Here is a 23879-nt window from a genome sequence, read left to right as displayed (position 1 = left end):
CCGGTCACCTCGGAGCGAGAGGGGGATCCGCGGCGAGCACCGAGGCCGACTGGCGGGCCAGCGCGGCGATGATGCCGGCAGGGAGGGGGAGAGCCGCGGTGGTGTCGAGGACGGTGGCCTGCGATGCCACAGCCGTGGGCGTCAACCGGTGCATCAACTCGGCGGCCTGCGGACGTCGTGCCGGGTCGCGCGAGAGACAGGCGGCGACGGTGGCGCGCAGAGAAGCGGGCAGCTCGTCGCGCTCCGGGGCGGTGTGTCCCGTTGCCGCAAAGGCGATCACCGCGCCGAGCGCATGGACGTCACCGAGCGGCCGGGGGCGTCCGCCTGCGGCCTGCTCGGGCGCGACGCAACCGGCTGTCAGCCACGGGATGTCACCGCGCGCCTCGCCGTCGGGTCCGGCGGCGCGCACCGCGCCGAAACTGCCGATGCGTGGCCCTTCGGTTGAGAGGAACACCGCCGACGGGGACAGCCCGGCGTGCACCACACCCTTCGCGTGTGCTGCCGCCAGGCCTGCCGCCAACGACGAACCCAAGGCCAGGACGGTGCGCTCCGGGAGAGGACCTCCGTGAGCGGCCAGCGCCTCGGGCAGGGTGAGCAGAGGGACGTATGGCGTTGCGTACCAAGGGAGTTCCGCGGTCGTGTCCGCCTCGATGACGGGGAGGAACCCCGGCACCGAAAGACTTGCGGCGGTCGCCGCCTCCACCGCCCACCTCCCGCGATCCGAGTCGGGAAGGGGCACGCAGACGAGGACGGTGCGCTCGCCGTCGCCCGACCGTGCGAGGAACCGGCTTTCCGCCACGGGCAGTTGACCGAGGGTCGCCTGAAAGGGGGCGATGACCCGGTACGGCCCTACGGTCGCCGGAGTTTGGCTCACACGTGCTCCTCGCCCATCCACCCCGTCTGGACCAACGGCTTCCCCCGCTTGCGCGACACGAACACGCCACGCCCCGCCGGCATCGGCCGTGGCCGCACGCCGCCCATGAGGTCGCCCTCGCCGGGGTCGCCCGCGAGGACGAGGCCCTGGGCGCCGAGCTCCTTCATCCGCTGGATGAACGGCTCGTACGCGGCCCGGCCGCCGCCCGCCGAGGAGCGGGCGATGATGAACCGGACGCCGACGTCCCGCGCGAACGGGAGCAGTTCGGTCAGGCCCGAGAGCGGGTTGCCGCTCGACGTGGACACCAGGTCGTAGTCGTCGATGATCACGAAGACGTTCGGACCGCGCCACCAGCTGCGGTCCCGCAGCTGCTGCGCCGTCACCTCGGCCGTCGGCGTACGCCGCTGCATCAGGTCGGCGAGCGCGTCCATGTGGTGCCCCATGGAGTTCGACATGGGGATGTACTCCGCCAGGTGCGAGCGCGGGGTCACGTCCAGCAGGGCGCGACGGTTGTCGACGACGAAGAGCTTGCAGGAGTCGCCGTCGTAGCGCTCGGTGAGGCGCTTGATGAGCAGGCGCAGCAGGTTCGACTTGCCGGACTCGCTCTCTCCGAAGATGAGGAAGAACGGGTCCTGCTCGAAGTCGAGGAACACCGGCTCCAGGTTGTCCTCGTCGAGCGCGAAGGACACGCCGCGGTCCGGGAACACGTTCCCCGGGGGCAGCCGGTCCGCCGCGAACTCGCGGGGGAGCAGCCGCACTTCGGGGGCGCCTGGCGCCGTCCAGTGGCGGGTCACCTCGGCGGTCAGCGCTGCCGTGGCCTCGGCCAGGTCCGTGTCCGACGACAGGCCGTCGATCCGCGGGACCGCCGCCATGAAGTGCTGCTTCTGCGGCGACTGGCCGCGGCCGGGCACGCCCGTCGGCACGTTCGCCGCGACCTTGCGGTCGAACTCGGAGTCCATCGTGTCGCCGAGCCGCAGCTCGAGGCGGTTCATGAGGTGGTCCTTCATGTTCGCCCTGACCTCCATGGACCGCGAGGCCGTGAGCACCAGGTGGATGCCGTAGCCCAGGCCGCGGGCGGCGATGTCCAGGATCGCCGGCTCCAGACCCTCGTAGTCCGTACGGAAGTTGCCCCAGCCGTCGACGACGAGGAACACGTCACCCCACGGCTGGTCGGTGACCGAGATGTCGCCGCGCGCCCTGCGTGCGCGGAAGTCGCCGATCGAGGCGATGCCTGAGGAGCGGAAGTACTCCTCGCGGCGCATCATCACGCCGTAGACCTCGGCGACCGTGCGCCGCACCTTCTCGGGGTCGAGGCGCGAGGCCACCCCGCCGACATGCGGCAGCCCGGCGACGGCCGACAGACCGCCACCACCGAAGTCGAGCCCGTAGAACTGCACTTCGTACGGGGTGTGCGTCAGGGCGAACGACGCGATGAGCGAACGCAGCAGCGTCGACTTACCGGACTGCGGGCCGCCCAGGATCTGCATATGGCCGGCCGCACCGGAGAAGTCGCACCACAGCGGGTCGCGCCGCTGCTCGTACGGCTTGTCGACGAGGCCGGCCGGGACGATGAGCCGTCCCGCGCCCTCGTAGCCCGGCTGTGTGAGCCCGCGGCCCTGTACGGCAGCGAGGCCGGGAAGGAGGCTGTCGAGCGACGGCGGGCTGTCCAGGGGCGGCAGCCACACCTGGTGGGCCGCCGGACCCTGCGCCTCGAGCCTGCGCACGATCACGTCCAGCACGGTGTCCGACAGGGCGTCGTCGGTCGTGGTCGCGGCCTCGGGCCGCTGCTGGGGCACGGCCACGTACTGCACCGGCACCTCGGCCGCCGTGAACAGCACCGGCCGCCGGTCCATCGGAAGCGGCCCGCCCGCCACCGCCGTCTGCGCGGAACCGGAGCGGTAGGTCCCGGACACGTACGCCGCCTTGAAGCGGAGCATCTCGTCCGTGCCGTACTTCAGGAAGCCGGAACCCGGCACGTTCGGCAGCTCGTACGCGTCGGGGACGCCGAGCGCCGCGCGCGACTCGGCGGCGGAGAACGTCCGCAGACCGATCCGGTACGAGAGGTAGGTCTCCAGGCCGCGCAGCCGGCCCTCTTCGAGGCGCTGCGAGGCGAGAAGCAGATGCACACCCAGCGAACGGCCGATGCGGCCGATCTGCACGAACATCTCGATGAAGTCGGGCTTGGCCGTCAACAGCTCGCTGAACTCGTCGATCACCAGGACGAGCGACGGGATCGGCTGGAGCGGGGCGCCGGCCGCGCGCGCCTTCTCGTAGTCGTGGATGTTCGCGTAGTTGCCCGCGTCACGGAGCATCTCCTGGCGGCGGTTGAGCTCACCGCGGATGGAGTCACCCATGCGGTCGACGAGCGTCAGGTCGTCCGCGAGGTTCGTGATGACGGCCGCGACGTGCGGCATCTGGGCCATGCCCGCGAACGTCGCACCGCCCTTGAAGTCGGCGAGTACGAAGTTCAGTGTCTCGGAGGAGTGCGTGACCGCGAGGCCGAGGACGAGGGTGCGCAGGAGCTCCGACTTTCCGGAACCCGTCGCACCGACGCACAGGCCGTGCGGGCCCATGCCCTCCTGAGCCGCTTCCTTGAGGTCGAGCATGACGGGCCGGCCGTCCTCGCCGACGCCGATCGGCACGCGCAGCCGCTCCGCCTGGGAGCGCGGGCGCCAGGTGCGCTTGGTGTCCACGGAGGCGGCGTCGCCGAGGCTCAGCAGATCCGTGAAGTCCAGGTTCGCCAGCAGTGGTTCGTCGTCGTCGCCGCCCGAGGCCATGCGCAGCGGCGCCAACTGCCGCGCCAGCGCGTCCGCGGCCTCGTAGGAGAGCAGGTCGGGCGTGCCCTCGTAGACCACGCCGTGCGCCGACTCCAGCGTCAGGGAGCGGGGTTGCACGACGATCGAGAGGTCGCCGCGACCCGTCGTCAGCTCGCCGGGCACGACCTCGACGACGGACACACCCTGCAGACCCTCGGGGCTGGCCAGCATCGACACCGGCGGCAGGGACACGCCGTCGAGCACGACGACGAGGTGCGGCTGCTCGGGGACGGGCGCCCCACCAGGGTGGAAGCGCGGACGGCCCTGGAGGCGCGTGGTCAGCATCGCCTCCAGCTCCATCGGGTCGGTGGTGATCAGACGGCGGCTGCCGGCGCCGTCCGTCTGGCCCGCGGCCTGGCTGTGCGGCAGCCACTTGGCCCACTCCCACTGCGGCGCGGCCTCCCGGCCCGTCGCCACGGCGATCACCAGGTCCTCGGGGGAGTGCAGCGACGCGAGCGAGGCGACGACGGCGCGGGCCGTGCCGCGCACCGTCTGCGGCTCACCGCTGACCGTCACGTGGTAGAAGGCCCGCAGCGAGACCGCCATCGGCAGGTCCTCGAGCGTGCCGTGCGCGGCGAGGAAGCGCTGCATGGCGCCCGCCGTCAGCGGCTCCAACTCGTCCACGGGCGCGGTCTGCGGGGGCACCAGCGGAGTGGCGAGCCCCTGCGGGCCGAGGCCGACGCGCACCTGCCCGAAGTCCTCGTCGCCCGTGCGCCGCTCCCAGACGCGGCTGCCCTCGGCGACGAGTGCCCACAGCTGCTCGGGGGAGGGGTGCAGGTAGTACTGCGCGTCGCGCTGCTTCCTCGCGGTCTTCGTGGCATCGCGCCGGGTTTGCGACAGATAACGCAGATAGTCGCGGCGCATGTCCGACATCTGGCCCTGCGAGCCGCGCCGGTAGCGCACCAGCATCGCGATGCCCATGCCCAGCGTCGACGCGATCATCACCATGCCCATGATCTTCATGAACGGCTGCGCGCTGGGATTGAAGAAGAACACGACGGATCCGCCCATGCCGAGCATCGGCAGGAGCTGCATCATCGCGCCTTCCTGCTGCCCACGCGGCAGCTCGGGCGGAGGCTGCAGGATCACCTCTTCCGTGGGCACTTCGGACGGCAGCGCCCGAGGCGGGCGCTTCACGACGATGTGACTCACTTCGCACCAATTCCCTTGCCGGACCGAGGCGTTCCGTCCGCCGCCCCGTGTCAGGCGGACGTCGATCGTGATTTGCGATCCTACTGACGGTCACTGACAACGGTGGGCGGTAGGGTGCCGGAGGTGCAGTCGAGCACCGCGGATCCGCCCGGGGAAACAGGGCATTTCACGCGGTCGGGAGCGAGCGCGGCCGCGAACGCCGGTCCTGGAAGCCTCGTTGACAGGCGGCGGGGACGCGTGCGAGCGACGTACACAACACCTCCACATCCGGCTGCATCACCGGACACACCAACCGAGGGGGAACAGCAGGTGAGCATGACGGCTTCCGCTTCCGCGACGGCCGGCGCGACCGGCGGAGCGGGCACCGGAGCCCCTTCGGGGGCCGGCACGGGCCTCGGCTTCTGCCGCGTCACCATCGTCGCGCCCGACAGCCGGATCGATGTCGCACTGCCCGACGACGTCCCGGTCGCCGACCTCAACCCGGAGATCCTGCGGCTCTCCCAGCAGAGCCCCGCCGAGGGCGCGCCGGTCGGCTACCACCTCGTACGCCGCGACGGCACCGTCCTCGACAGCGCCCGGTCCTTCGCCGCGCAGCGCATCCTCGACGGCGAGCTGCTCACCCTGCGCCCGTTCTCCGAGTCGCTGCCGCCGGCCGTCTTCGACGACGTCTCCGAAGCGGTCGCCTCGGCCGTCACCCGCGACCGCACCCTGTGGAACGGCGACCTGACCCGCGGCGCCGGACTCATCGGCGGCGGCGTCCTGCCCGCCCTCCTGGCCTTCGTCACGTGGACGGCCGAGCCGCACCACGACATGAACAGCCTCCAGGGCGTCCTCGCCGCGGTGGCCGGCCTCCTCCTCGTCGTCCTCGCCTGCGTGCGCGCCAGGGTCTACGACGACCGCGGCTCGGCCGTCGCCCTGGGACTCGGCGCCCTGCCGAACGTGGCGGTGGCGGGCTCCGGTCTGCTGCCCCTCGCCGACCACCAGGGGATCGGACGGCTCCAGTTCCTGCTGGCCTGCACGGCCGTACTGCTCGCCTCCGTGGTCCTCACCCTGGTCTCGCCGGGCGGCGACGGTCCCTTCGTGGCCTTCGTTTTCGCGTCGGCCGGCGGGGTGCTCACGACGTTCATCGCCACCCTCACGGACCTGACGGCCGTGGAGACCGCCGGCCTGTGCGCGCCGCTCTCCGTAGGGGCCCTCGCCTTCCTGCCGGGCCTCTCCATGCGCTTCGCCCGCCTCCCCATCGGCTTCGAACCGCCGAGCATGGCCCGCGGCGAGTACGGCAGCGACCCCGCGAACCAGGAGCCCGTCGAAGCCGACCGCATCGCGGCCCAGGCCCGCCGCGGCCACGAGCTGCTCGTCGGCCTGGTCGGCGGCTGCGCCCTGGTGTCCGTCGGCGCCGCGGCCGTCCTCGGCTTCTCGAACGACGTATGGGGCCAGCTCCTCGCCTTCGCCACCGGCGTCGCGATGCTGATGCGCGCGCAGCTCTTCCGTTACACCGCGCAGGTCGGCCCCCTCCTAGCCGCCGGCCTCGCCGCTCTCGTCCTGCTCGGCCTCGGCCTCTCTCTCCACCCGCCCGTGGACTACCTGACCGACTTCTTCATGAAGAACGACCCCACGGCCCTCAACATCCGCACGGTCTGGCTCGTCGCGGTGATCGCGACGGCCACGGCGCTGATCACGTCGATCGGCCTGATCACGCCCCGCCGCGGAGTCAGCCCCTTCTGGGGACGCTTCATGGAGATCGCGGAGACGTTCGTCCTGCTCACACTGGTCCCGCTGACGCTCGCCGTCTTCGACGTGTACGCACAGGCCCGCGCGATGACCGGCTGACCGGACGGTCGGGTGCACACGGAGCGGCTGGTACGCTGTGTGACGGCCGTTTGTGTACGCGCCCTCAGGTCTCCGGTTTCCCCGGAATCTGAAGACTGCGCCCAGCGGACCTCGCCTCCCGAGTTACGGAAGCTCCCCTGAGATGTGGACCAGGGGCACTCGGTGGCCACGAAAAGACTACGAGGAGTACGCGTGTCGCTCGACGCCGCTACGAAGAAGCAGATCATCACCGAGTTCGGCCAGAAGGAGGGCGACACCGGCTCCCCCGAGGTCCAGGTCGCCATGCTGTCCCGCCGGATCTCGGACCTGACCGAGCACCTCAAGACGCACAAGCACGACCACCACTCCCGTCGTGGTCTGCTGATCCTGGTCGGCCAGCGTCGCCGCCTTCTGCAGTACCTGGCCAAGAAGGACATCCAGCGCTTCCGTACGCTGGTCGAGCGCCTCGGCATCCGCCGCGGTGCGGCCGGCGCCCGCTAAGACGCCGTGAAGGGAGCGGTTCCCACCGACAGGGGGCCGCTCCCTTTGCTGTACATGCGAAGTGTCACAGACGCTTTGTAGTCTGGACGCACGACAAAAGCACCACCGCACGCACCACGCACGCATCACCACATGCATGCACCGCTTCGATGCACCGCACCCAGTTGCACCGCATCACCGCGACGCATCACCGCACGAGGAGAAGCGCACCCTCGCCGCCGCCGGTCCTCGGTAGTGGCCCCCGGGAGACGGATCCCGTCCACCCCGGGTGCTTCGATCGAAGACCGGCCCGCACACAAGGCGCGCTTCTCCGGCCCCGTCCCTCCGCCACACGGGCGGAACGGGACAAAAGACGAAAAGTAACGGAGAAAACGCTAGTGGAGAACGAGACCCACTACGCCGAGGCCGTCATTGACAACGGCACTTTCGGCACCCGCACCATCCGCTTCGAGACGGGCCGTCTGGCCCGTCAGGCCGCCGGCTCCGCCGTGGCGTACCTGGACGACGACACCATGGTGCTGTCGGCCACGAGCGCTTCCAAGAAGCCCAAGGACCAGCTCGACTTCTTCCCCCTCACGGTGGACGTCGAGGAGCGGATGTACTCGGCCGGCAAGATCCCCGGCTCCTTCTTCCGCCGTGAGGGCCGTCCCTCCGAGGACGCGGTCCTGACCTGCCGCCTCATCGACCGCCCGCTGCGTCCGTCCTTCAAGAAGGGCCTTCGCAACGAGATCCAGGTCGTCGAGACGGTCATGGCGCTCAACCCCGACCACCTGTACGACGTGGTCGCCATCAACGCCGCCTCCTGCTCCACGCAGCTGGCCGGCCTGCCCTTCTCCGGCCCGGTCGGCGGCACCCGTGTCGCGCTGATCAAGGGCCAGTGGGTCGCGTTCCCGACGCACACCGAGCTCGAGGACGCCGTCTTCGACATGGTCGTCGCCGGTCGCGTCCTCGAGGACGGCGACGTCGCGATCATGATGGTCGAGGCCGAGGCCACCGAGAAGACCATCGAGCTCGTCAAGGGCGGCGCCCAGGCGCCGACCGAAGAGGTCGTCGCCGCCGGTCTCGAGGCCGCGAAGCCGTTCATCAAGGTCCTCTGCAAGGCCCAGTCGGAGCTGGCCGCCAAGGCCGCCAAGCCGACCGGCGAGTTCCCGATCTTCCTCGACTTCGAGGACGACGTGCTCGAGGCCCTCACGGCCGCCGTCAAGACCGAGCTCGCCCAGGCGCTCACCATCGCCGGCAAGCAGGACCGCGAGGCCGAGCTGGACCGCGTCAAGGGTCTGGCCGCCGAGAAGCTGCTCCCGAAGTTCGAGGGCCGCGAGAAGGAGATCTCGGCGGCGTACCGCGCGCTGACGAAGTCCCTGGTCCGCGAGCGCGTCATCAAGGACAAGGTCCGCATCGACGGCCGTGGCGTCACGGACATCCGTACGCTCGCCGCCGAGGTCGAGGCCATCCCGCGCGTGCACGGCTCGGCGCTCTTCGAGCGTGGCGAGACCCAGATCCTGGGCGTCACCACCCTCAACATGCTCCGTATGGAGCAGCAGCTGGACACCCTTTCCCCGGTGACCCGCAAGCGCTACATGCACAACTACAACTTCCCGCCCTACTCGGTCGGCGAGACGGGCCGCGTCGGCGCCCCGAAGCGCCGCGAGATCGGCCACGGCGCGCTCGCCGAGCGCGCCATCGTGCCGGTCCTGCCGACGCGCGAGGAGTTCCCGTACGCGATCCGTCAGGTCTCCGAGGCCCTCGGTTCCAACGGCTCGACGTCCATGGGCTCGGTCTGCGCCTCCACCATGTCGCTGCTGAACGCCGGTGTGCCGCTGAAGGCCCCCGTCGCCGGTATCGCCATGGGCCTGATCTCCCAGGAGATCAAGGGCGAGACGCACTACGTCGCCCTCACCGACATCCTCGGTGCGGAGGACGCCTTCGGTGACATGGACTTCAAGGTCGCCGGCACCAAGGACTTCGTCACCGCTCTCCAGCTCGACACCAAGCTGGACGGCATCCCGGCCTCCGTCCTGGCCGCGGCCCTCAAGCAGGCCCGCGACGCCCGCCTCCACATCCTCGACGTGATGATGGAAGCGATCGACACGCCGGACGAGATGTCCCCGAACGCCCCGCGGATCATCACGGTCAAGATCCCCGTGGACAAGATCGGTGAGGTCATCGGCCCGAAGGGCAAGATGATCAACCAGATCCAGGAGGACACCGGCGCCGACATCACGATCGAGGACGACGGCACCATCTACATCGGTGCCCAGCAGGGCTCGCAGGCCGAGGCCGCGCGCGCCACGATCAACTCGATCGCCAACCCGACCATGCCGGAGGTCGGCGAGCGCTACCTGGGCACCGTCGTGAAGACGACGACCTTCGGTGCGTTCGTGTCCCTGCTCCCGGGCAAGGACGGCCTGCTGCACATCTCGCAGATCCGCAAGCTGGCCGGCGGCAAGCGCGTGGAGAACGTCGAGGACGTTCTCGGCGTGGGCGCCAAGGTCCAGGTCGAGATCGCCGAGATCGACTCCCGCGGCAAGCTCTCCCTCATCCCCGTCGTCGAGGGCGAAGAGGGCGACGAGACGAAGGACGACACCGACAAGTGACGTCCCGTAGCTCCAAGGCGACGGCCCGCACCTCCTCGGAGGCGCGGGCCGTCGCCCGTACCCAAACCCTGATCAAGGGCGAGAACGGCATCGGTACGGTCCGTAGGACCACCCTCCCCGGCGGCCTGCGGATCGTCACCGAGACGCTGCCCTCCGTACGGTCCGCGACCTTCGGGATCTGGGCGAACGTCGGCTCCCGCGACGAGACGCCCACGCTGAACGGCGCGACGCATTACCTCGAGCACCTCCTCTTCAAGGGCACCTCCCGCAGGAGCGCCCTCGACATCTCGTCCATGATCGACGCGGTCGGCGGCGAGATGAACGCCTTCACGGCGAAGGAGTACACGTGCTACTACGCGCGCGTGCTCGACACCGATCTCCCCCTCGCGATCGACGTTGTCTGCGACATGCTGACCGGCTCGCTCATCGAGGAGGCGGACGTCGACGCCGAGCGCGGCGTGATCCTCGAAGAGATCGCCATGACGGAGGACGACCCGGGCGACTGCGTGCACGACCTGTTCACGCACACCATGCTCGGCGACACCCCGCTCGGCCGCCCGGTCCTCGGCACGGTCGACACGATCAACGCGCTGAGCCGCGACCAGATCGCCCGCTTCTACAAGAAGCACTACGACCCGACGCACCTCGTCGTCGCGGCTGCGGGCAACGTCGACCACAACAAGGTCGTACGCCAGGTGCGTGCCGCCTTCGAGAAGGCCGGCGCCCTCACCCGCACCGACGCCGTCCCCATGGCCCCGCGCGACGGCCGCAAGCCCGTGCGCGCGGCCGGCCGCATGGAACTCCTCGGCCGCAAGACCGAGCAGGCCCACGTCATCCTCGGCATGCCGGGTCTCGCCCGCACCGACGAGCGCCGCTGGGCCATGGGCGTACTCAACACCGCCCTGGGCGGCGGCATGTCGTCCCGCCTCTTCCAGGAGGTCAGGGAGAAGCGCGGCCTCGCCTACAGCGTGTACTCGTACACCTCGGGCTTCGCGGACTGCGGCCTCTTCGGGGTCTACGCGGGCTGCCGGCCGAGCCAGGTCCACGACGTGCTCAAGATCTGCCGCGACGAGCTCACCCACGTCGCGGAGCACGGTCTGTCCGACGACGAGATCGGCCGCGCCATCGGCCAGCTCTCCGGCTCCACGGTCCTCGGCCTCGAGGACACCGGCGCGCTCATGAACCGCATCGGCAAGAGCGAGCTCTGCTGGGGCGAGCAGATGTCCGTCAGCGACATGCTGGAGGAGATCGCCTCGGTCACCCCCGACGAGGTGCGCGCGGTGGCCCGCGACATCCTGGGACAGCGCCCCTCGCTGTCGGTCATCGGCCCGCTCAAGGACAAGCAGGCGGCGCGCCTGCACGAAGCGGTGGCATAGCCCACCCGTTCGCAACTCGCGTAAGGAACGAAGAAGATGAGCAAGCTGCGCGTGGCGGTCCTCGGCGCCGGGGGCCGCATCGGCTCCGAGGCCGTACGGGCCGTCGAGGCCGCCGACGACATGGAACTGGTCGCGGCCCTCGGCCGGGGCGACAAGCTGGAGACCCTCGTGGAGTCCGGCGCCCAGGTCGCGGTCGAACTGACCACGCCCGACTCGGTGATGGACAACCTCGACTTCTGCGTACGCCACGGCATCCACGCCGTCGTCGGCACCACCGGCTGGACCGACGACCGCCTCGCCGAGCTCACCAGCTGGCTCGCGGACTCCCCGCGGACCGGTGTGCTCATCGCCCCGAACTTCTCCATCGGGGCCGTCCTCACCATGAAGTTCGCCGAAGCGGCGGCGCCGTACTTCGAGTCCGTCGAGGTCATCGAGCTGCACCACCCGAAGAAGGTGGACGCGCCCAGCGGCACGGCCGCCCGTACGGCGCAGCTCATCGCGGCGGCCCGCGAGAAGGCCGGCAGCGCCCCGCAGCCGGACGCCACGGCCACCGCTCTCGACGGCGCCCGCGGCGCGGACGTCGACGGCGTCCCGGTCCACTCCGTGCGCATGCGCGGCCTCCTCGCCCACCAGGAGGTCCTCCTGGGCGGCGAGGGCGAGACGCTGACCATCCGCCACGACTCGCTGCACCACAGCAGCTTCATGCCGGGCATCCTGCTCGGCGCCCGCCGCGTCGTGACCACTCCCGGCCTCACCTTCGGCCTGGAACACTTCCTCGACCTGAACGTCTGACGGACCTCATGCGCGCAAAGCTCACCTACCTCGTCACCGCCCTCGTCCTGGTCTTCTACTTCGTCCTGGTCGGCAGCCGCGGCCTGCTCCTCATCGAGCAGGGCACCCTGCTCACCGTCACGTTCGGCGTGGCCGTACTGATCCTGCCGGTGATCGGCCTCTGGTTCCTCTGGGCCAACACCCAGTTCGTCCGCAAGGCGAACCGGCTCGCCGAGCTCCTGGAGGCCGAGGGCGGCCTGCCCGTGGACGAGCTGCGCCGTGACCAGTACGGCCGCATCGACCGCGACTCCGCCGACGAGGTCTTCGCCCGGCGCAAGGCGGAGACCGAGGACACACCGGGGGACTGGCGCTGCTGGTTCCGCCTCGCCGTGGCCTACCGCGACGCCCGGGACACCCCGCGCGCCCGCAAGGCGATGCAGCGCGCCATCGCCCTCCAGGAGGGCAGGACGGTCAGCGCCTGAGGACGTGTGCGTCCTGGGTACGCGTGAAGGGCCGCACCGGTACGCGTGAAGGGCCGCGCCGGTGTTCCGGTGCGGCCCTTCACGTATGCCTGGTTCAGGCCTGGTGCGGCCGGTACTCCTCGGCCCACACCTCGATGGTGTCCGACGCCCGGTCGAAGGCCTCGGTCCGCGCGAGGAAGTCCGCACCATGACTGGTCACCAGGGCGGACCTCTCATCGGCCTTGTCCCGCCGTACGAGGAGCAGCGCCTGCCCCTGCACCGTGCGGGGGAGTCCGAGCCAGCGGACCGGCTGCTGGACGGTACGGACCGTCACGACCTGGGCCCACGGGACCGTCTGGGTCTGGAAGAAGGCCACACGGCGCAGGCCGTGCGCGCTCACCCACGTACCCACCCGCAGCAGGCGCAGGGCCGCCCCGATGATGAGCAGGGCGATGACGCCGCACACCGCGCCGCTGCCGAGACCACCCGTGAAGGCGACGATCACCGCGGCGAACATGACGTACGAGGCGAGCAGCAGGAGCAGCGCGGCGAATCCCACGCGCCACGGCCCCGGCCGGTAGGGACGCCGCCATTGGTCGCGATCGTCGAAAGGCAGCGCGACGTCGTCGGCCACCTCGTCAAAAGCGCGGTCGGCCGTCAGGAAGGGCAGGGGCACGACTGGTCCTCACTCAATCCACGCTGTATTCGGGCTGTGCCCGGTGAGGCTACCTAGGCGTGCGCCCGCCTTCCACCCCTGGGGGGCCGGACGGGGGGCAGGCCGTCAGCGGCTGTCGGACGCTTCGGACTGCTGCGTGTGCGCCGGTGCCTGACCGGACGACAGGGCGGGCATCCCCAGGAGCAGGGCGCCCACGAGCCCGGCGACGACGGTGAGGCCGACGAGCGAGCGACCGGCGATCTGGCCGGCCGACGCGCGTTCGCGCGGGGGTGGAGTGACGTTACTGCGGAACTTGTCGGCTTCGGCGATGAAGGCGAACGGAACTGGCTCGCTGGGGGCCCCTCCCGGCGGTAGCTGGGGGCGGAACATGGGTGCTGCTTCTCCTCGTCAAGATCGAACGTTCAGGTCATCGAAGCGCTGAGAGCGCGGAGAGCGGCGAACGAACCGCCCGTTACCCATACAGACGCACGGATGCACGAAAAGGTGCCCTGTTTCGCCGAATTCACAGAAGTTCGGCGATGTTCGGATCGGAATGTCGCGAGGCACGACCGAATGCCCCGTTGTCAGTGCCTGCCCGTAGAGTGGGCGCCGCCCGAGCGAAGTGATGGAAGGACCCCTCGAACCGTGACCGAAACCCCTGCTGACGACCTCAAGCCGACCTTCCGCGGCGACGTGACGGTCGAGCTGGTCAAGCACACCGCGAGCGACACCGACGTGCTGTTCGCCGCCCGCGTCTCCACCGCGGGAGAGCAGTCCCTCGACGAGCTGACCAAGGACCCGGAGCGCTCCAAGGGCCTGATCAACTTCCTGATGCGGGACCGTCACGGCAGCCCCTTCGAGCACAACTCGATGACGTTCTTCATCAACGCCCCGATCTTCGTGTTCCGCGAGTTCATGCGTCACCGCGCGGGCTGGTCGTACAACGAGGAGTCGGGCCGCTACAGGGAGCTCCAGCCGGTCTTCTACGTCCCGGAGGCCTCCCGCAAGCTGGTGCAGCAGGGCCGCCCCGGCAAGTACCAGTTCGTCGAGGGCACGCAGGGCCAGCAGGAGCTCACCGGGCGCGTGATGGAGGACTCGTACCGCCAGGCGTACGAGGCGTACCAGGAGATGCTCGCCGCGGGCGTCGCCCGCGAGGTGGCCCGTTCGGTCCTCCCGGTCGGCCTTTTCTCCTCGATGTACGCGACGTGTAACGCGCGCTCCCTGATGCACTTCCTCGGCCTGCGCACCCAGCACGAGCTGGCCAAGGTCCCGTCCTTCCCGCAGCGGGAGATCGAGATGGTCGGCGAGAAGATGGAGGCGGAGTGGGCCAAGCTCATGCCGCTCACCTACGCCGCGTTCAACGGGAACGGCCGCGTCGCTCCGTAGCCGTAGAAGCGTGGACACGGCACAGATGTACGGTTCAGCCGTGTGAAGTGTCCGTATTGCGGCATTTCGGAAAGTTCATCTAGCCTGATCAAACGGACCCGGCACTGCTTGAACCCCCGAGCAGGCAGTGCCGGGATCCATCCCCGCCACACCCCCTGGCATCCCCCGAGGGGGGACCGCGCGCTGAGCAGCGAGTAGCGTATTACCCATGGCTCCGACCTCCACTCCGCAGACCCCCTTCGGGCGGGTCCTCACCGCTATGGTCACGCCGTTCACGGCGGACGGCGCACTTGACCTCGACGGCGCGCAGCGACTCGCCGCCCATCTGGTGGACGCAGGCAACGACGGACTCGTCGTCAACGGCACCACCGGCGAGTCCCCGACCACCAGCGACGCGGAGAAATCGGATCTCGTACGAGCCGTGCGACAGGCGGTCGGCGACCGCGCCCACGTCATCGCCGGCGTCGGTACGAACGACACCCACCACAGCATCGAGCTCGCCCGCGCCGCCGAAAAGGCCGGAGCGCACGGCCTGCTCACGGTGACGCCGTACTACAACAAGCCCCCGCAGGAAGGCCTCCTGCGGCACTTCACCGCAATCGCCGACGCCACCGAACTGCCGGTGATGCTGTACGACATCCCGGGCCGCAGCGGCGTACCCATCAACACCGAGACGATCGTCCGCCTCGCCGAGCACCCGCGCATCGTCGCCAACAAGGACGCCAAGGGCGACCTCGGCCGCGCCAGCTGGGCCATCGCCCGCTCCGGCCTCGCCTGGTACTCCGGCGACGACATGCTCAACCTGCCGCTGCTCTCCGTGGGCGCGGTCGGCTTCGTCTCCGTCGTCGGCCACGTCGTCACCCCCGACCTGCGCGCCATGCTCGACGCGTTCGTCAGCGGCGACGTGCAGAAGGCCACCGAGATCCACCAGAAGCTGCTCCCGGTCTTCACCGGCATGTTCCGCACACAGGGCGTCATCACGACCAAGGCGGCACTCGCCCTCCAGGGCCAGCCCGCCGGACCGCTGCGCCTGCCCCTCGTGGAGCTGACGCCCGACGAGACCGCCCAGCTCAAGATCGATCTCGCCGCCGGCGGGGTACAGCTCTAAACACAGACTTCACAACTGAATACGCACGACCGCAGGACACAGCTCCTGCACCCACACAAGACAACTGCTACTGCACGAACGTCACGCGCGCCACGTGCCTTACAGGTACGTGGCGCGCGTGGTGAGGAGAGTCTTTTGAGTCATCCGCATCCTGAACTCGGCGCCCCGCCGAAGCTCCCGAAGGGCGGCCTGCGCGTCACCCCGCTCGGCGGCCTCGGTGAGATCGGCCGCAACATGACGGTCTTCGAGTACGACGGCCGCCTGCTCATCGTCGACTGCGGCGTGCTCTTCCCCGAGGAGGAGCAGCCCGGCATCGACCTGATCCTGCCGGACTTCACGTCCGTCAGGGACCGCCTCGACGACATCGACGGCATCGTGCTCACGCACGGCCACGAGGACCACATCGGCGGCGTCCCGTACCTCCTGCGCGAGAAGCCGGACATCCCGCTGATCGGCTCCAAGCTGACGCTCGCCCTCATCGAGGCGAAGCTCCAGGAGCACCGCATCCGCCCATACACGCTGGAGGTCGCCGAGGGCGACCGCGAACGTCTGGGCCCCTTCGACTGCCAGTTCGTGGCGGTCAACCACTCGATCCCGGACGCGCTCGCGGTAGCCATCCGCACGCCGGCCGGCATGGTGGTCCACACGGGCGACTTCAAGATGGACCAGCTCCCGCTGGACCGCCGCCTCACCGACCTCCCCACGTTCGCCAAGCTCGGCGAGGAAGGCATCGACCTTCTCCTCACCGACTCGACGAACGCCGAGGTCCCGGGCTTCGTCCCGCCCGAGCGCGACATCTCGAACGTGATCCGCGGCGTCTTCGCGGGCGCGCAGAAGCGCATCATCGTCGCCTCCTTCGCCAGCCACGTGCACCGCATCCAGCAGATCCTGGACGCCGCCCACGAGTACGGCCGCCGGGTCGCCTTCGTCGGCCGCTCGATGGTGCGCAACATGGGCATTGCCCGTGATCTCGGCTACCTGAAGGTCCCGCCGGGCCTGGTCGTGGACGTCAAGACGCTGGACGACCTCCCGGACAACGAGATCGTCCTCGTCTGCACCGGCTCGCAGGGCGAGCCGATGGCCGCGCTGTCCCGCATGGCCAACCGCGACCACCAGATCCGGATCGTCTCCGGCGACACGGTGATCCTGGCGTCGTCCCTGATCCCGGGCAACGAGAACGCGGTCTACCGCGTCATCAACGGCCTGACCCGCTGGGGCGCGAACGTCGTCCACAAGGGCAATGCCAAGGTCCACGTCTCGGGCCACGCCTCGGCCGGCGAGCTGCTGTACTTCTACAACATCTGCAAGCCGAAGAACCTGATGCCGGTCCACGGCGAATGGCGCCACCTGCGCGCCAACGCCGAGCTCGGCGCCCTCACCGGCGTCCCGCACGACCGCATCGTGATCGCCGAGGACGGCGTCGTCGTCGACCTCGTCGAGGGCAAGGCCAAGATCGTCGGCAAGGTCCAGGCCGGTTACGTCTACGTGGACGGCCTCTCGGTCGGCGACGTCGGCGAACCCGCGCTCAAGGACCGCAAGATCCTCGGCGACGAGGGCATCATCTCGGTCTTCGTGGTGGTGGACTCCAGCACCGGCAAGATCACCAGCGGCCCGACCATCCAGGCGCGCGGCTCCGGCATCGACGATTCGGCGTTCAGCGCCGTCATGCCGCGGATCCAGGAAGTCCTGGACAAGTCGGCCCAGGACGGTGTCGTCGAACCCCACCAGCTGCAGCAGCTCATCCGCCGCACGCTGGGCAAGTGGGTCTCCGACACCTACCGCCGGCGCCCGATGATCCTCCCGGTCGTCGTGGAGGTCTGAGCACCTGAGGAGCGGGGCGCCTCGATTTGCATCGAGGCGCCCCGCTCCAGTAGGTTTACGGCTCCGCCCGAGGGGAAACCGGCGCACTCACGTGCCCGATTCAACCTCCCCGAGTGGGCCGGAAATTTCGACTCAGAATCTCTGATAAAGTCGGAACCGCCGGAAAGGGAAACGCGAAAAGCCGAAAGGCCGGAGCGGAAACCTGAAAGGCACCGAGGAAATCGGACACGAAAGAGTCTGATAGAGTCGGAAACGCAAGACCGAAGGGAAACTGCCCGGAGGAAAGCCTGAGAGAGTCTCTCGGGTGAGTACAAAGGAAGCGTCCGTTCCTTGAGAACTCAACAGCGTGCCAAAAGTCAACGCCAGATTGACAACCCCGGCCCACCTTTGGTGGGTTGGAGGTTCCTTTGAAAAAGTCCTCACTCCCACACCGGGGTGAGGCGCACTAGCGAGGACGCAGTGAATCGTGGGGATTATTCCTCCCGACGGTTCCGCTCTCGTGGTGTTCACCGGGATTACCCGGAAACATTCACGGAGAGTTTGATCCTGGCTCAGGACGAACGCTGGCGGCGTGCTTAACACATGCAAGTCGAACGATGAAGCCCTTCGGGGTGGATTAGTGGCGAACGGGTGAGTAACACGTGGGCAATCTGCCCTGCACTCTGGGACAAGCCCTGGAAACGGGGTCTAATACCGGATAACACCCTCTCTCGCATGGGAGGGGGTTGAAAGCTCCGGCGGTGCAGGATGAGCCCGCGGCCTATCAGCTTGTTGGTGAGGTAGAAGCTCACCAAGGCGACGACGGGTAGCCGGCCTGAGAGGGCGACCGGCCACACTGGGACTGAGACACGGCCCAGACTCCTACGGGAGGCAGCAGTGGGGAATATTGCACAATGGGCGAAAGCCTGATGCAGCGACGCCGCGTGAGGGATGACGGCCTTCGGGTTGTAAACCTCTTTCAGCAGGGAAGAAGCGAAAGTGACGGTACCTGCAGAAGAAGCGCCGGCTAACTACGTGCCAGCAGCCGCGGTAATACGTAGGGCGCAAGCGTTGTCCGGAATTATTGGGCGTAAAGAGCTCGTAGGCGGCTTGTCACGTCGGTTGTGAAAGCCCGGGGCTTAACCCCGGGTCTGCAGTCGATACGGGCAGGCTAGAGTGTGGTAGGGGAGATCGGAATTCCTGGTGTAGCGGTGAAATGCGCAGATATCAGGAGGAACACCGGTGGCGAAGGCGGATCTCTGGGCCATTACTGACGCTGAGGAGCGAAAGCGTGGGGAGCGAACAGGATTAGATACCCTGGTAGTCCACGCCGTAAACGGTGGGAACTAGGTGTTGGCGACATTCCACGTCGTCGGTGCCGCAGCTAACGCATTAAGTTCCCCGCCTGGGGAGTACGGCCGCAAGGCTAAAACTCAAAGGAATTGACGGGGGCCCGCACAAGCAGCGGAGCATGTGGCTTAATTCGACGCAACGCGAAGAACCTTACCAAGGCTTGACATATACCGGAAAGCATCAGAGATGGTGCCCCCCTTGTGGTCGGTATACAGGTGGTGCATGGCTGTCGTCAGCTCGTGTCGTGAGATGTTGGGTTAAGTCCCGCAACGAGCGCAACCCTTGTTCTGTGTTGCCAGCATGCCCTTCGGGGTGATGGGGACTCACAGGAGACTGCCGGGGTCAACTCGGAGGAAGGTGGGGACGACGTCAAGTCATCATGCCCCTTATGTCTTGGGCTGCACACGTGCTACAATGGCAGGTACAATGAGCTGCGATGCCGCGAGGCGGAGCGAATCTCAAAAAGCCTGTCTCAGTTCGGATTGGGGTCTGCAACTCGACCCCATGAAGTCGGAGTTGCTAGTAATCGCAGATCAGCATTGCTGCGGTGAATACGTTCCCGGGCCTTGTACACACCGCCCGTCACGTCACGAAAGTCGGTAACACCCGAAGCCGGTGGCCCAACCCCCTTGTGGGGAGGGAGCTGTCGAAGGTGGGACTGGCGATTGGGACGAAGTCGTAACAAGGTAGCCGTACCGGAAGGTGCGGCTGGATCACCTCCTTTCTAAGGAGCACTTTGACTGCCAGACATTGTCTGGTGGTCCAAGAGCCATTTCGTCGGCAAATGTTCGACGGTGGTTGCTCAAGGGTGGAACGTTGACTATTCGACCGGGTTTACGGGTCGGAGGCTGTGAGTACTGCTCTTCGGGGCGTGGAAAGCATGATCTCCGGGCGGAACCGGGTCGGGCACGCTGTTGGGTGTCTGAAGGTACGGCCGAAACGGTCGCCTTCAGTGCCGACCCCAGTGCACTCGGATCTGTTGGTTCGGGGTGATGGGTGGTTGGTCGTTGTTTGAGAACTGCACAGTGGACGCGAGCATCTGTGGCCAAGTTTTTAAGGGCGCACGGTGGATGCCTTGGCACCAGGAACCGATGAAGGACGTGGGAGGCCACGATAGTCCCCGGGGAGCCGTCAACCAGGCTTTGATCCGGGGGTTTCCGAATGGGGAAACCCGGCAGTCGTCATGGGCTGTCACCCATACCTGAACACATAGGGTATGTGGAGGGAACGCGGGGAAGTGAAACATCTCAGTACCCGCAGGAAGAGAAAACAACCGTGATTCCGGGAGTAGTGGCGAGCGAAACTGGATGAGGCCAAACCATATGCGTGTGATACCCGGCAGGGGTTGCGCATGTGGGGTTGTGGGATCTCTCTTTCACAGTCTGCCGGCTGTGAGACGAGTCAGAAACCGTTGATGTAGGCGAAGGACATGCGAAAGGTCCGGCGTAGAGGGTAAGACCCCCGTAGTCGAAACATCAGCGGCTCGTTTGAGAGACACCCAAGTAGCACGGGGCCCGAGAAATCCCGTGTGAATCTGGCGGGACCACCCGCTAAGCCTAAATATTCCCTGGTGACCGATAGCGGATAGTACCGTGAGGGAATGGTGAAAAGTACCGCGGGAGCGGAGTGAAATAGTACCTGAAACCGTGTGCCTACAAGCCGTGGGAGCGTCGCTGTATGTGCTTGCACATACAGTCGTGACTGCGTGCCTTTTGAAGAATGAGCCTGCGAGTTTGCGGTGCGTTGCGAGGTTAACCCGTGTGGGGAAGCCGTAGCGAAAGCGAGTCCGAATAGGGCGATTCAGTAGCGCGCTCAAGACCCGAAGCGGAGTGATCTAGCCATGGGCAGGTTGAAGCGGAGGTAAGACTTCGTGGAGGACCGAACCCACCAGGGTTGAAAACCTGGGGGATGACCTGTGGTTAGGGGTGAAAGGCCAATCAAACTCCGTGATAGCTGGTTCTCCCCGAAATGCATTTAGGTGCAGCGTCGTGTGTTTCTTGCCGGAGGTAGAGCACTGGATAGGCGATGGGCCCTACCGGGTTACTGACCTTAGCCAAACTCCGAATGCCGGTAAGTGAGAGCACGGCAGTGAGACTGTGGGGGATAAGCTCCATGGTCGAGAGGGAAACAGCCCAGAGCATCGACTAAGGCCCCTAAGCGTACGCTAAGTGGGAAAGGATGTGGAGTCGCACAGACAACCAGGAGGTTGGCTTAGAAGCAGCCACCCTTGAAAGAGTGCGTAATAGCTCACTGGTCTAGTGATTCCGCGCCGACAATGTAGCGGGGCTCAAGCGTACCGCCGAAGTCGTGTCATTCATACACATATCCCCAACGGGAGTATGGATGGGTAGGGGAGCGTCGTGTGCCGGGTGAAGCAGCCGCGGAAGCGAGTTGTGGACGGTTCACGAGTGAGAATGCAGGCATGAGTAGCGATACACACGTGAGAAACGTGTGCGCCGATTGACTAAGGGTTCCTGGGTCAAGCTGATCTGCCCAGGGTAAGTCGGGACCTAAGGCGAGGCCGACAGGCGTAGTCGATGGATAACCGGTTGATATTCCGGTACCCGCTGTGAAGCGTCAAACATTGAATCAGGCGATGCTAAGTCCGTGAAGCCGTTCCGGACCCTTCGGGGAAAGGAAAGTGGTGGAGCCGACGGACCAGACTTGTAGTAGGTGAGTGATGGGGTGACGCAGGAAGGTAGTCCAGCCCGGGCGGTGGTTGTCCCGGGGTAAGGGTGTAGGGCGCTGTCTAGGTAAATCCGGACAGCATGAGCCTGAGACCTGATGCCGAGCCGATTGTGGTGAAGTGGATGATCCTATGCTGTCGAGAAAAGCCTCTAGCGAGTTTCATGGCGGCCCGTACCCTAAACCGACTCAGGTGGTCAGGTAGAGAATACCGAGGCGTTCGGGTGAACTATGGTTAAGGAACTCGGCAAAATGCCCCCGTAACTTCGGGAGAAGGGGGGCCATCACCGGTGATTGAATTTACTTCATGAGCTGGGGGTGGCCGCAGAGACCAGCGAGAAGCGACTGTTTACTAAAAACACAGGTCCGTGCGAAGCCGTAAGGCGATGTATACGGACTGACGCCTGCCCGGTGCTGGAACGTTAAGGGGACCGGTTAGTGCACTTTCGGGTGTGCGAAGCTGAGAACTTAAGCGCCAGTAAACGGCGGTGGTAACTATAACCATCCTAAGGTAGCGAAATTCCTTGTCGGGTAAGTTCCGACCTGCACGAATGGCGTAACGACTTCTCGACTGTCTCAACCATAGGCCCGGTGAAATTGCACTACGAGTAAAGATGCTCGTTTCGCGCAGCAGGACGGAAAGACCCCGGGACCTTTACTACAGTTTGATATTGGTGTTCGGTTCGGCTTGTGTAGGATAGGTGGGAGACTTTGAACTCTGGACGCCAGTTCAGGGGGAGTCGTCGTTGAAATACCACTCTGGTCGTGCTGGATGTCTAACCTGGGTCCGTGATCCGGATCAGGGACAGTGTCTGATGGGTAGTTTAACTGGGGCGGTTGCCTCCTAAAGAGTAACGGAGGCGCCCAAAGGTTCCCTCAGCCTGGTTGGTAATCAGGTGTTGAGTGTAAGTGCACAAGGGAGCTTGACTGTGAGACCGACGGGTCGAGCAGGGACGAAAGTCGGGACTAGTGATCCGGCGGTGGCTTGTGGAAGCGCCGTCGCTCAACGGATAAAAGGTACCCCGGGGATAACAGGCTGATCTTCCCCAAGAGTCCATATCGACGGGATGGTTTGGCACCTCGATGTCGGCTCGTCGCATCCTGGGGCTGGAGTCGGTCCCAAGGGTTGGGCTGTTCGCCCATTAAAGCGGTACGCGAGCTGGGTTTAGAACGTCGTGAGACAGTTCGGTCCCTATCCGCTGTGCGCGTAGGAATATTGAGAAGGGCTGTCCCTAGTACGAGAGGACCGGGACGGACGAACCTCTGGTGTGCCAGTTGTCCTGCCAAGGGCATGGCTGGTTGGCTACGTTCGGAAAGGATAACCGCTGAAAGCATCTAAGCGGGAAGCCTGCTTCGAGATGAGTATTCCCACCCCCTTTGAGGGGTTAAGGCTCCCAGTAGACGACTGGGTTGATAGGCCAGATCTGGAAGCCCGGTAACGGGTGGAGGTGACTGGTACTAATAGGCCGAGGGCTTGTCCTCAGTTGCTCGCGTCCACTGTGTTGGTTCTGAAACCACGAACAACCCCATTGTCGGGCCACGACTTTGGTGCGGTTGACAGTTTCATAGTGTTTCGGTGGTCATAGCGTGAGGGAAACGCCCGGTTACATTCCGAACCCGGAAGCTAAGCCTCACAGCGCCGATGGTACTGCAGGGGGGACCCTGTGGGAGAGTAGGACGCCGCCGAACTCCTTTTATAGAGCTGGTCCCTGAACTTCGGTTCAGGGACCAGCTCTTTTTTGTTTCGCGTCACTTGTCGTTCACGTTGTGCAGCCAACATCCCGTGCCATGGGGACAGTTGCAATGCTGAGGGCCGCCGGTATCGGAACCGGTGACGAGGTCATCGTGCCCGCCTACGGGAACGTCGAGGTCGCGGAGGCCGTCGAACTGGCCGGTGCCAGGCCGGTGTTCGCGGACATCGACCCGGACACGTACTGCCTCGCCCCCGTCTCGGTCGAGGCCGGCGTCAGCCCACACACCGCGGCGATCATCGCCGTACACCGCTTCGGGCAGCCGGCCGATGTGGCGCGGCTCCGGGAGATCGGTGGGCGGCGCGGGCTGCTCGTCCTGGAGCAGGGCGAGTCGGAGCAGCCGCACGACGGGCTCGCCAGGCGGCGGGCGCAGGCCGGCTATCTGAACGCGCGGCTCAGTGGCGTACGGACGCCCGCCGAGAGCGAGCGGCACACCTACCAGCAGTACGTCGTACGGGTGCCCGGCAACGGGCGGCCCGACCGGGACGCCTTCGCACATGCCATACGGGCCAGGGGAATTGACTGCCGCGTGCCGGTGAAGACGCCCGTGCACCGACTGCCGCAGTTCCGGCGTGACGTCGCGCTGCCGGAGACGGAGCGGGCCGCCGACGAGACGCTGGCGCTGCCCGTCAGTGCCACGCTGTCGCGGCGCGAGCTCCACAAGGTCGTCTCCGCGTGCAATGCGCTCGGTGGGCTGCTGCAGCCCGCTTTCTGACGCGCAGGCAGGGCGGTTCGAACCGAGCTGAAGTTCGGGTATGCTTAATTCCGTTGCTGCGGGGGAAACCCC

General features: G+C 66.8%; 14 protein-coding genes and 3 rRNA genes. 13 read left to right on the top strand and 4 right to left on the bottom strand.

Translation table 11 applies throughout. The annotated features are described in order from the left end of the window. Positions 1-4: 4 nt before the first annotated feature. Complete coding sequence (locus OHA58_RS09060) at positions 5-874, bottom strand: serine/threonine protein kinase (protein ID WP_405478090.1); 870 nt, start codon at positions 872-874, stop codon at positions 5-7. Next, the gene (gene eccCa, locus OHA58_RS09055) at positions 871-4842 is read right to left on the bottom strand and encodes a type VII secretion protein EccCa (protein WP_405478088.1); all 3972 of its coding nucleotides are present in this window, start codon (positions 4840-4842) and stop codon (positions 871-873) included. Before eccCa ends, OHA58_RS09060 begins: the two co-directional genes overlap by 4 nt. 315 nt (positions 4843-5157) lie before the next feature. On the opposite strand from eccCa, the gene eccD reads away from it, so the two are divergent. The 6 genes from eccD to OHA58_RS09025 all read left to right on the top strand — a co-directional run bounded on the left by eccD (position 5158) and on the right by OHA58_RS09025 (position 12375). Beyond that, on the top strand, positions 5158-6672 hold the full coding sequence (gene eccD / locus OHA58_RS09050; RefSeq protein WP_405478086.1) for a type VII secretion integral membrane protein EccD: 1515 nt from the start codon (positions 5158-5160) through the stop codon (positions 6670-6672). A 192-nt stretch (positions 6673-6864) separates the two neighbouring features. Next, the gene (gene rpsO, locus OHA58_RS09045) at positions 6865-7152 is read left to right on the top strand and encodes a 30S ribosomal protein S15 (RefSeq protein WP_116509164.1); all 288 of its coding nucleotides are present in this window, start codon (positions 6865-6867) and stop codon (positions 7150-7152) included. Between the two features lie 377 nt (positions 7153-7529). After that, positions 7530-9746, top strand: a complete 2217-nt coding sequence (locus OHA58_RS09040; protein WP_100595167.1) for a polyribonucleotide nucleotidyltransferase — start codon at positions 7530-7532, stop codon at positions 9744-9746. Beyond that, complete coding sequence (locus tag OHA58_RS09035) at positions 9743-11122, top strand: M16 family metallopeptidase (protein WP_405478084.1); 1380 nt, start codon at positions 9743-9745, stop codon at positions 11120-11122. The genes OHA58_RS09040 and OHA58_RS09035 overlap by 4 nt, the downstream gene beginning before the upstream one ends. Before the next feature lie 36 nt (positions 11123-11158). Then, positions 11159-11914, top strand: a complete 756-nt coding sequence (gene dapB, locus OHA58_RS09030) for a 4-hydroxy-tetrahydrodipicolinate reductase (protein ID WP_405478082.1) — start codon at positions 11159-11161, stop codon at positions 11912-11914. An 8-nt stretch (positions 11915-11922) separates the two neighbouring features. Further along, complete coding sequence (locus OHA58_RS09025; RefSeq protein ID WP_405478081.1) at positions 11923-12375, top strand: hypothetical protein; 453 nt, start codon at positions 11923-11925, stop codon at positions 12373-12375. 94 nt (positions 12376-12469) lie between these two features. Here OHA58_RS09025 and OHA58_RS09020 read toward each other — a convergent pair whose 3' ends face one another. Next, on the bottom strand, positions 12470-13030 hold the full coding sequence (locus OHA58_RS09020; protein ID WP_405478079.1) for a PH domain-containing protein: 561 nt from the start codon (positions 13028-13030) through the stop codon (positions 12470-12472). A 105-nt stretch (positions 13031-13135) separates the two neighbouring features. Next, entirely contained in the window at positions 13136-13399 is a 264-nt protein-coding gene (locus OHA58_RS09015) for a hypothetical protein (RefSeq protein WP_405478077.1), read from the bottom strand. Between the two features lie 255 nt (positions 13400-13654). Here OHA58_RS09015 and thyX point away from each other — a divergent pair, with 255 nt between their 5' ends. The 7 genes from thyX to OHA58_RS08980 all read left to right on the top strand — a co-directional run bounded on the left by thyX (position 13655) and on the right by OHA58_RS08980 (position 23807). Continuing rightward, positions 13655-14395: an FAD-dependent thymidylate synthase gene (gene thyX / locus OHA58_RS09010; RefSeq protein ID WP_100595173.1), complete on the top strand. Its 741-nt coding sequence runs from the start codon at positions 13655-13657 to the stop codon at positions 14393-14395. A 208-nt stretch (positions 14396-14603) separates the two neighbouring features. Further along, positions 14604-15503: a 4-hydroxy-tetrahydrodipicolinate synthase gene (dapA, locus tag OHA58_RS09005; RefSeq protein ID WP_405478074.1), complete on the top strand. Its 900-nt coding sequence runs from the start codon at positions 14604-14606 to the stop codon at positions 15501-15503. A 135-nt stretch (positions 15504-15638) separates the two neighbouring features. Beyond that, on the top strand, positions 15639-17324 hold the full coding sequence (locus tag OHA58_RS09000; protein ID WP_405478072.1) for a ribonuclease J: 1686 nt from the start codon (positions 15639-15641) through the stop codon (positions 17322-17324). Positions 17325-17852: 528 nt separating this feature from the next. Beyond that, positions 17853-19380 (top strand): 16S ribosomal RNA (locus tag OHA58_RS08995). Positions 19381-19699: 319 nt separating this feature from the next. Beyond that, positions 19700-22823: ribosomal RNA gene (locus OHA58_RS08990) — 23S ribosomal RNA — on the top strand. Positions 22824-22913: 90 nt separating this feature from the next. Beyond that, positions 22914-23030: ribosomal RNA gene (rrf, locus tag OHA58_RS08985) — 5S ribosomal RNA — on the top strand. The 16S, 23S and 5S rRNA genes sit together here, the layout of an rRNA operon. Positions 23031-23144: 114 nt before the next feature. Further along, complete coding sequence (locus OHA58_RS08980) at positions 23145-23807, top strand: DegT/DnrJ/EryC1/StrS family aminotransferase (RefSeq protein ID WP_405484862.1); 663 nt, start codon at positions 23145-23147, stop codon at positions 23805-23807. The last annotated feature ends 72 nt before the right edge of the window (positions 23808-23879 follow it).

This window comes from Streptomyces sp. NBC_00009, from assembly GCF_045040855.1.
Classification (GTDB): Bacteria; Actinomycetota; Actinomycetes; order Streptomycetales; family Streptomycetaceae; genus Streptomyces; species Streptomyces aureus.
This window is presented reverse-complemented; position numbering and strand designations above follow the sequence as displayed.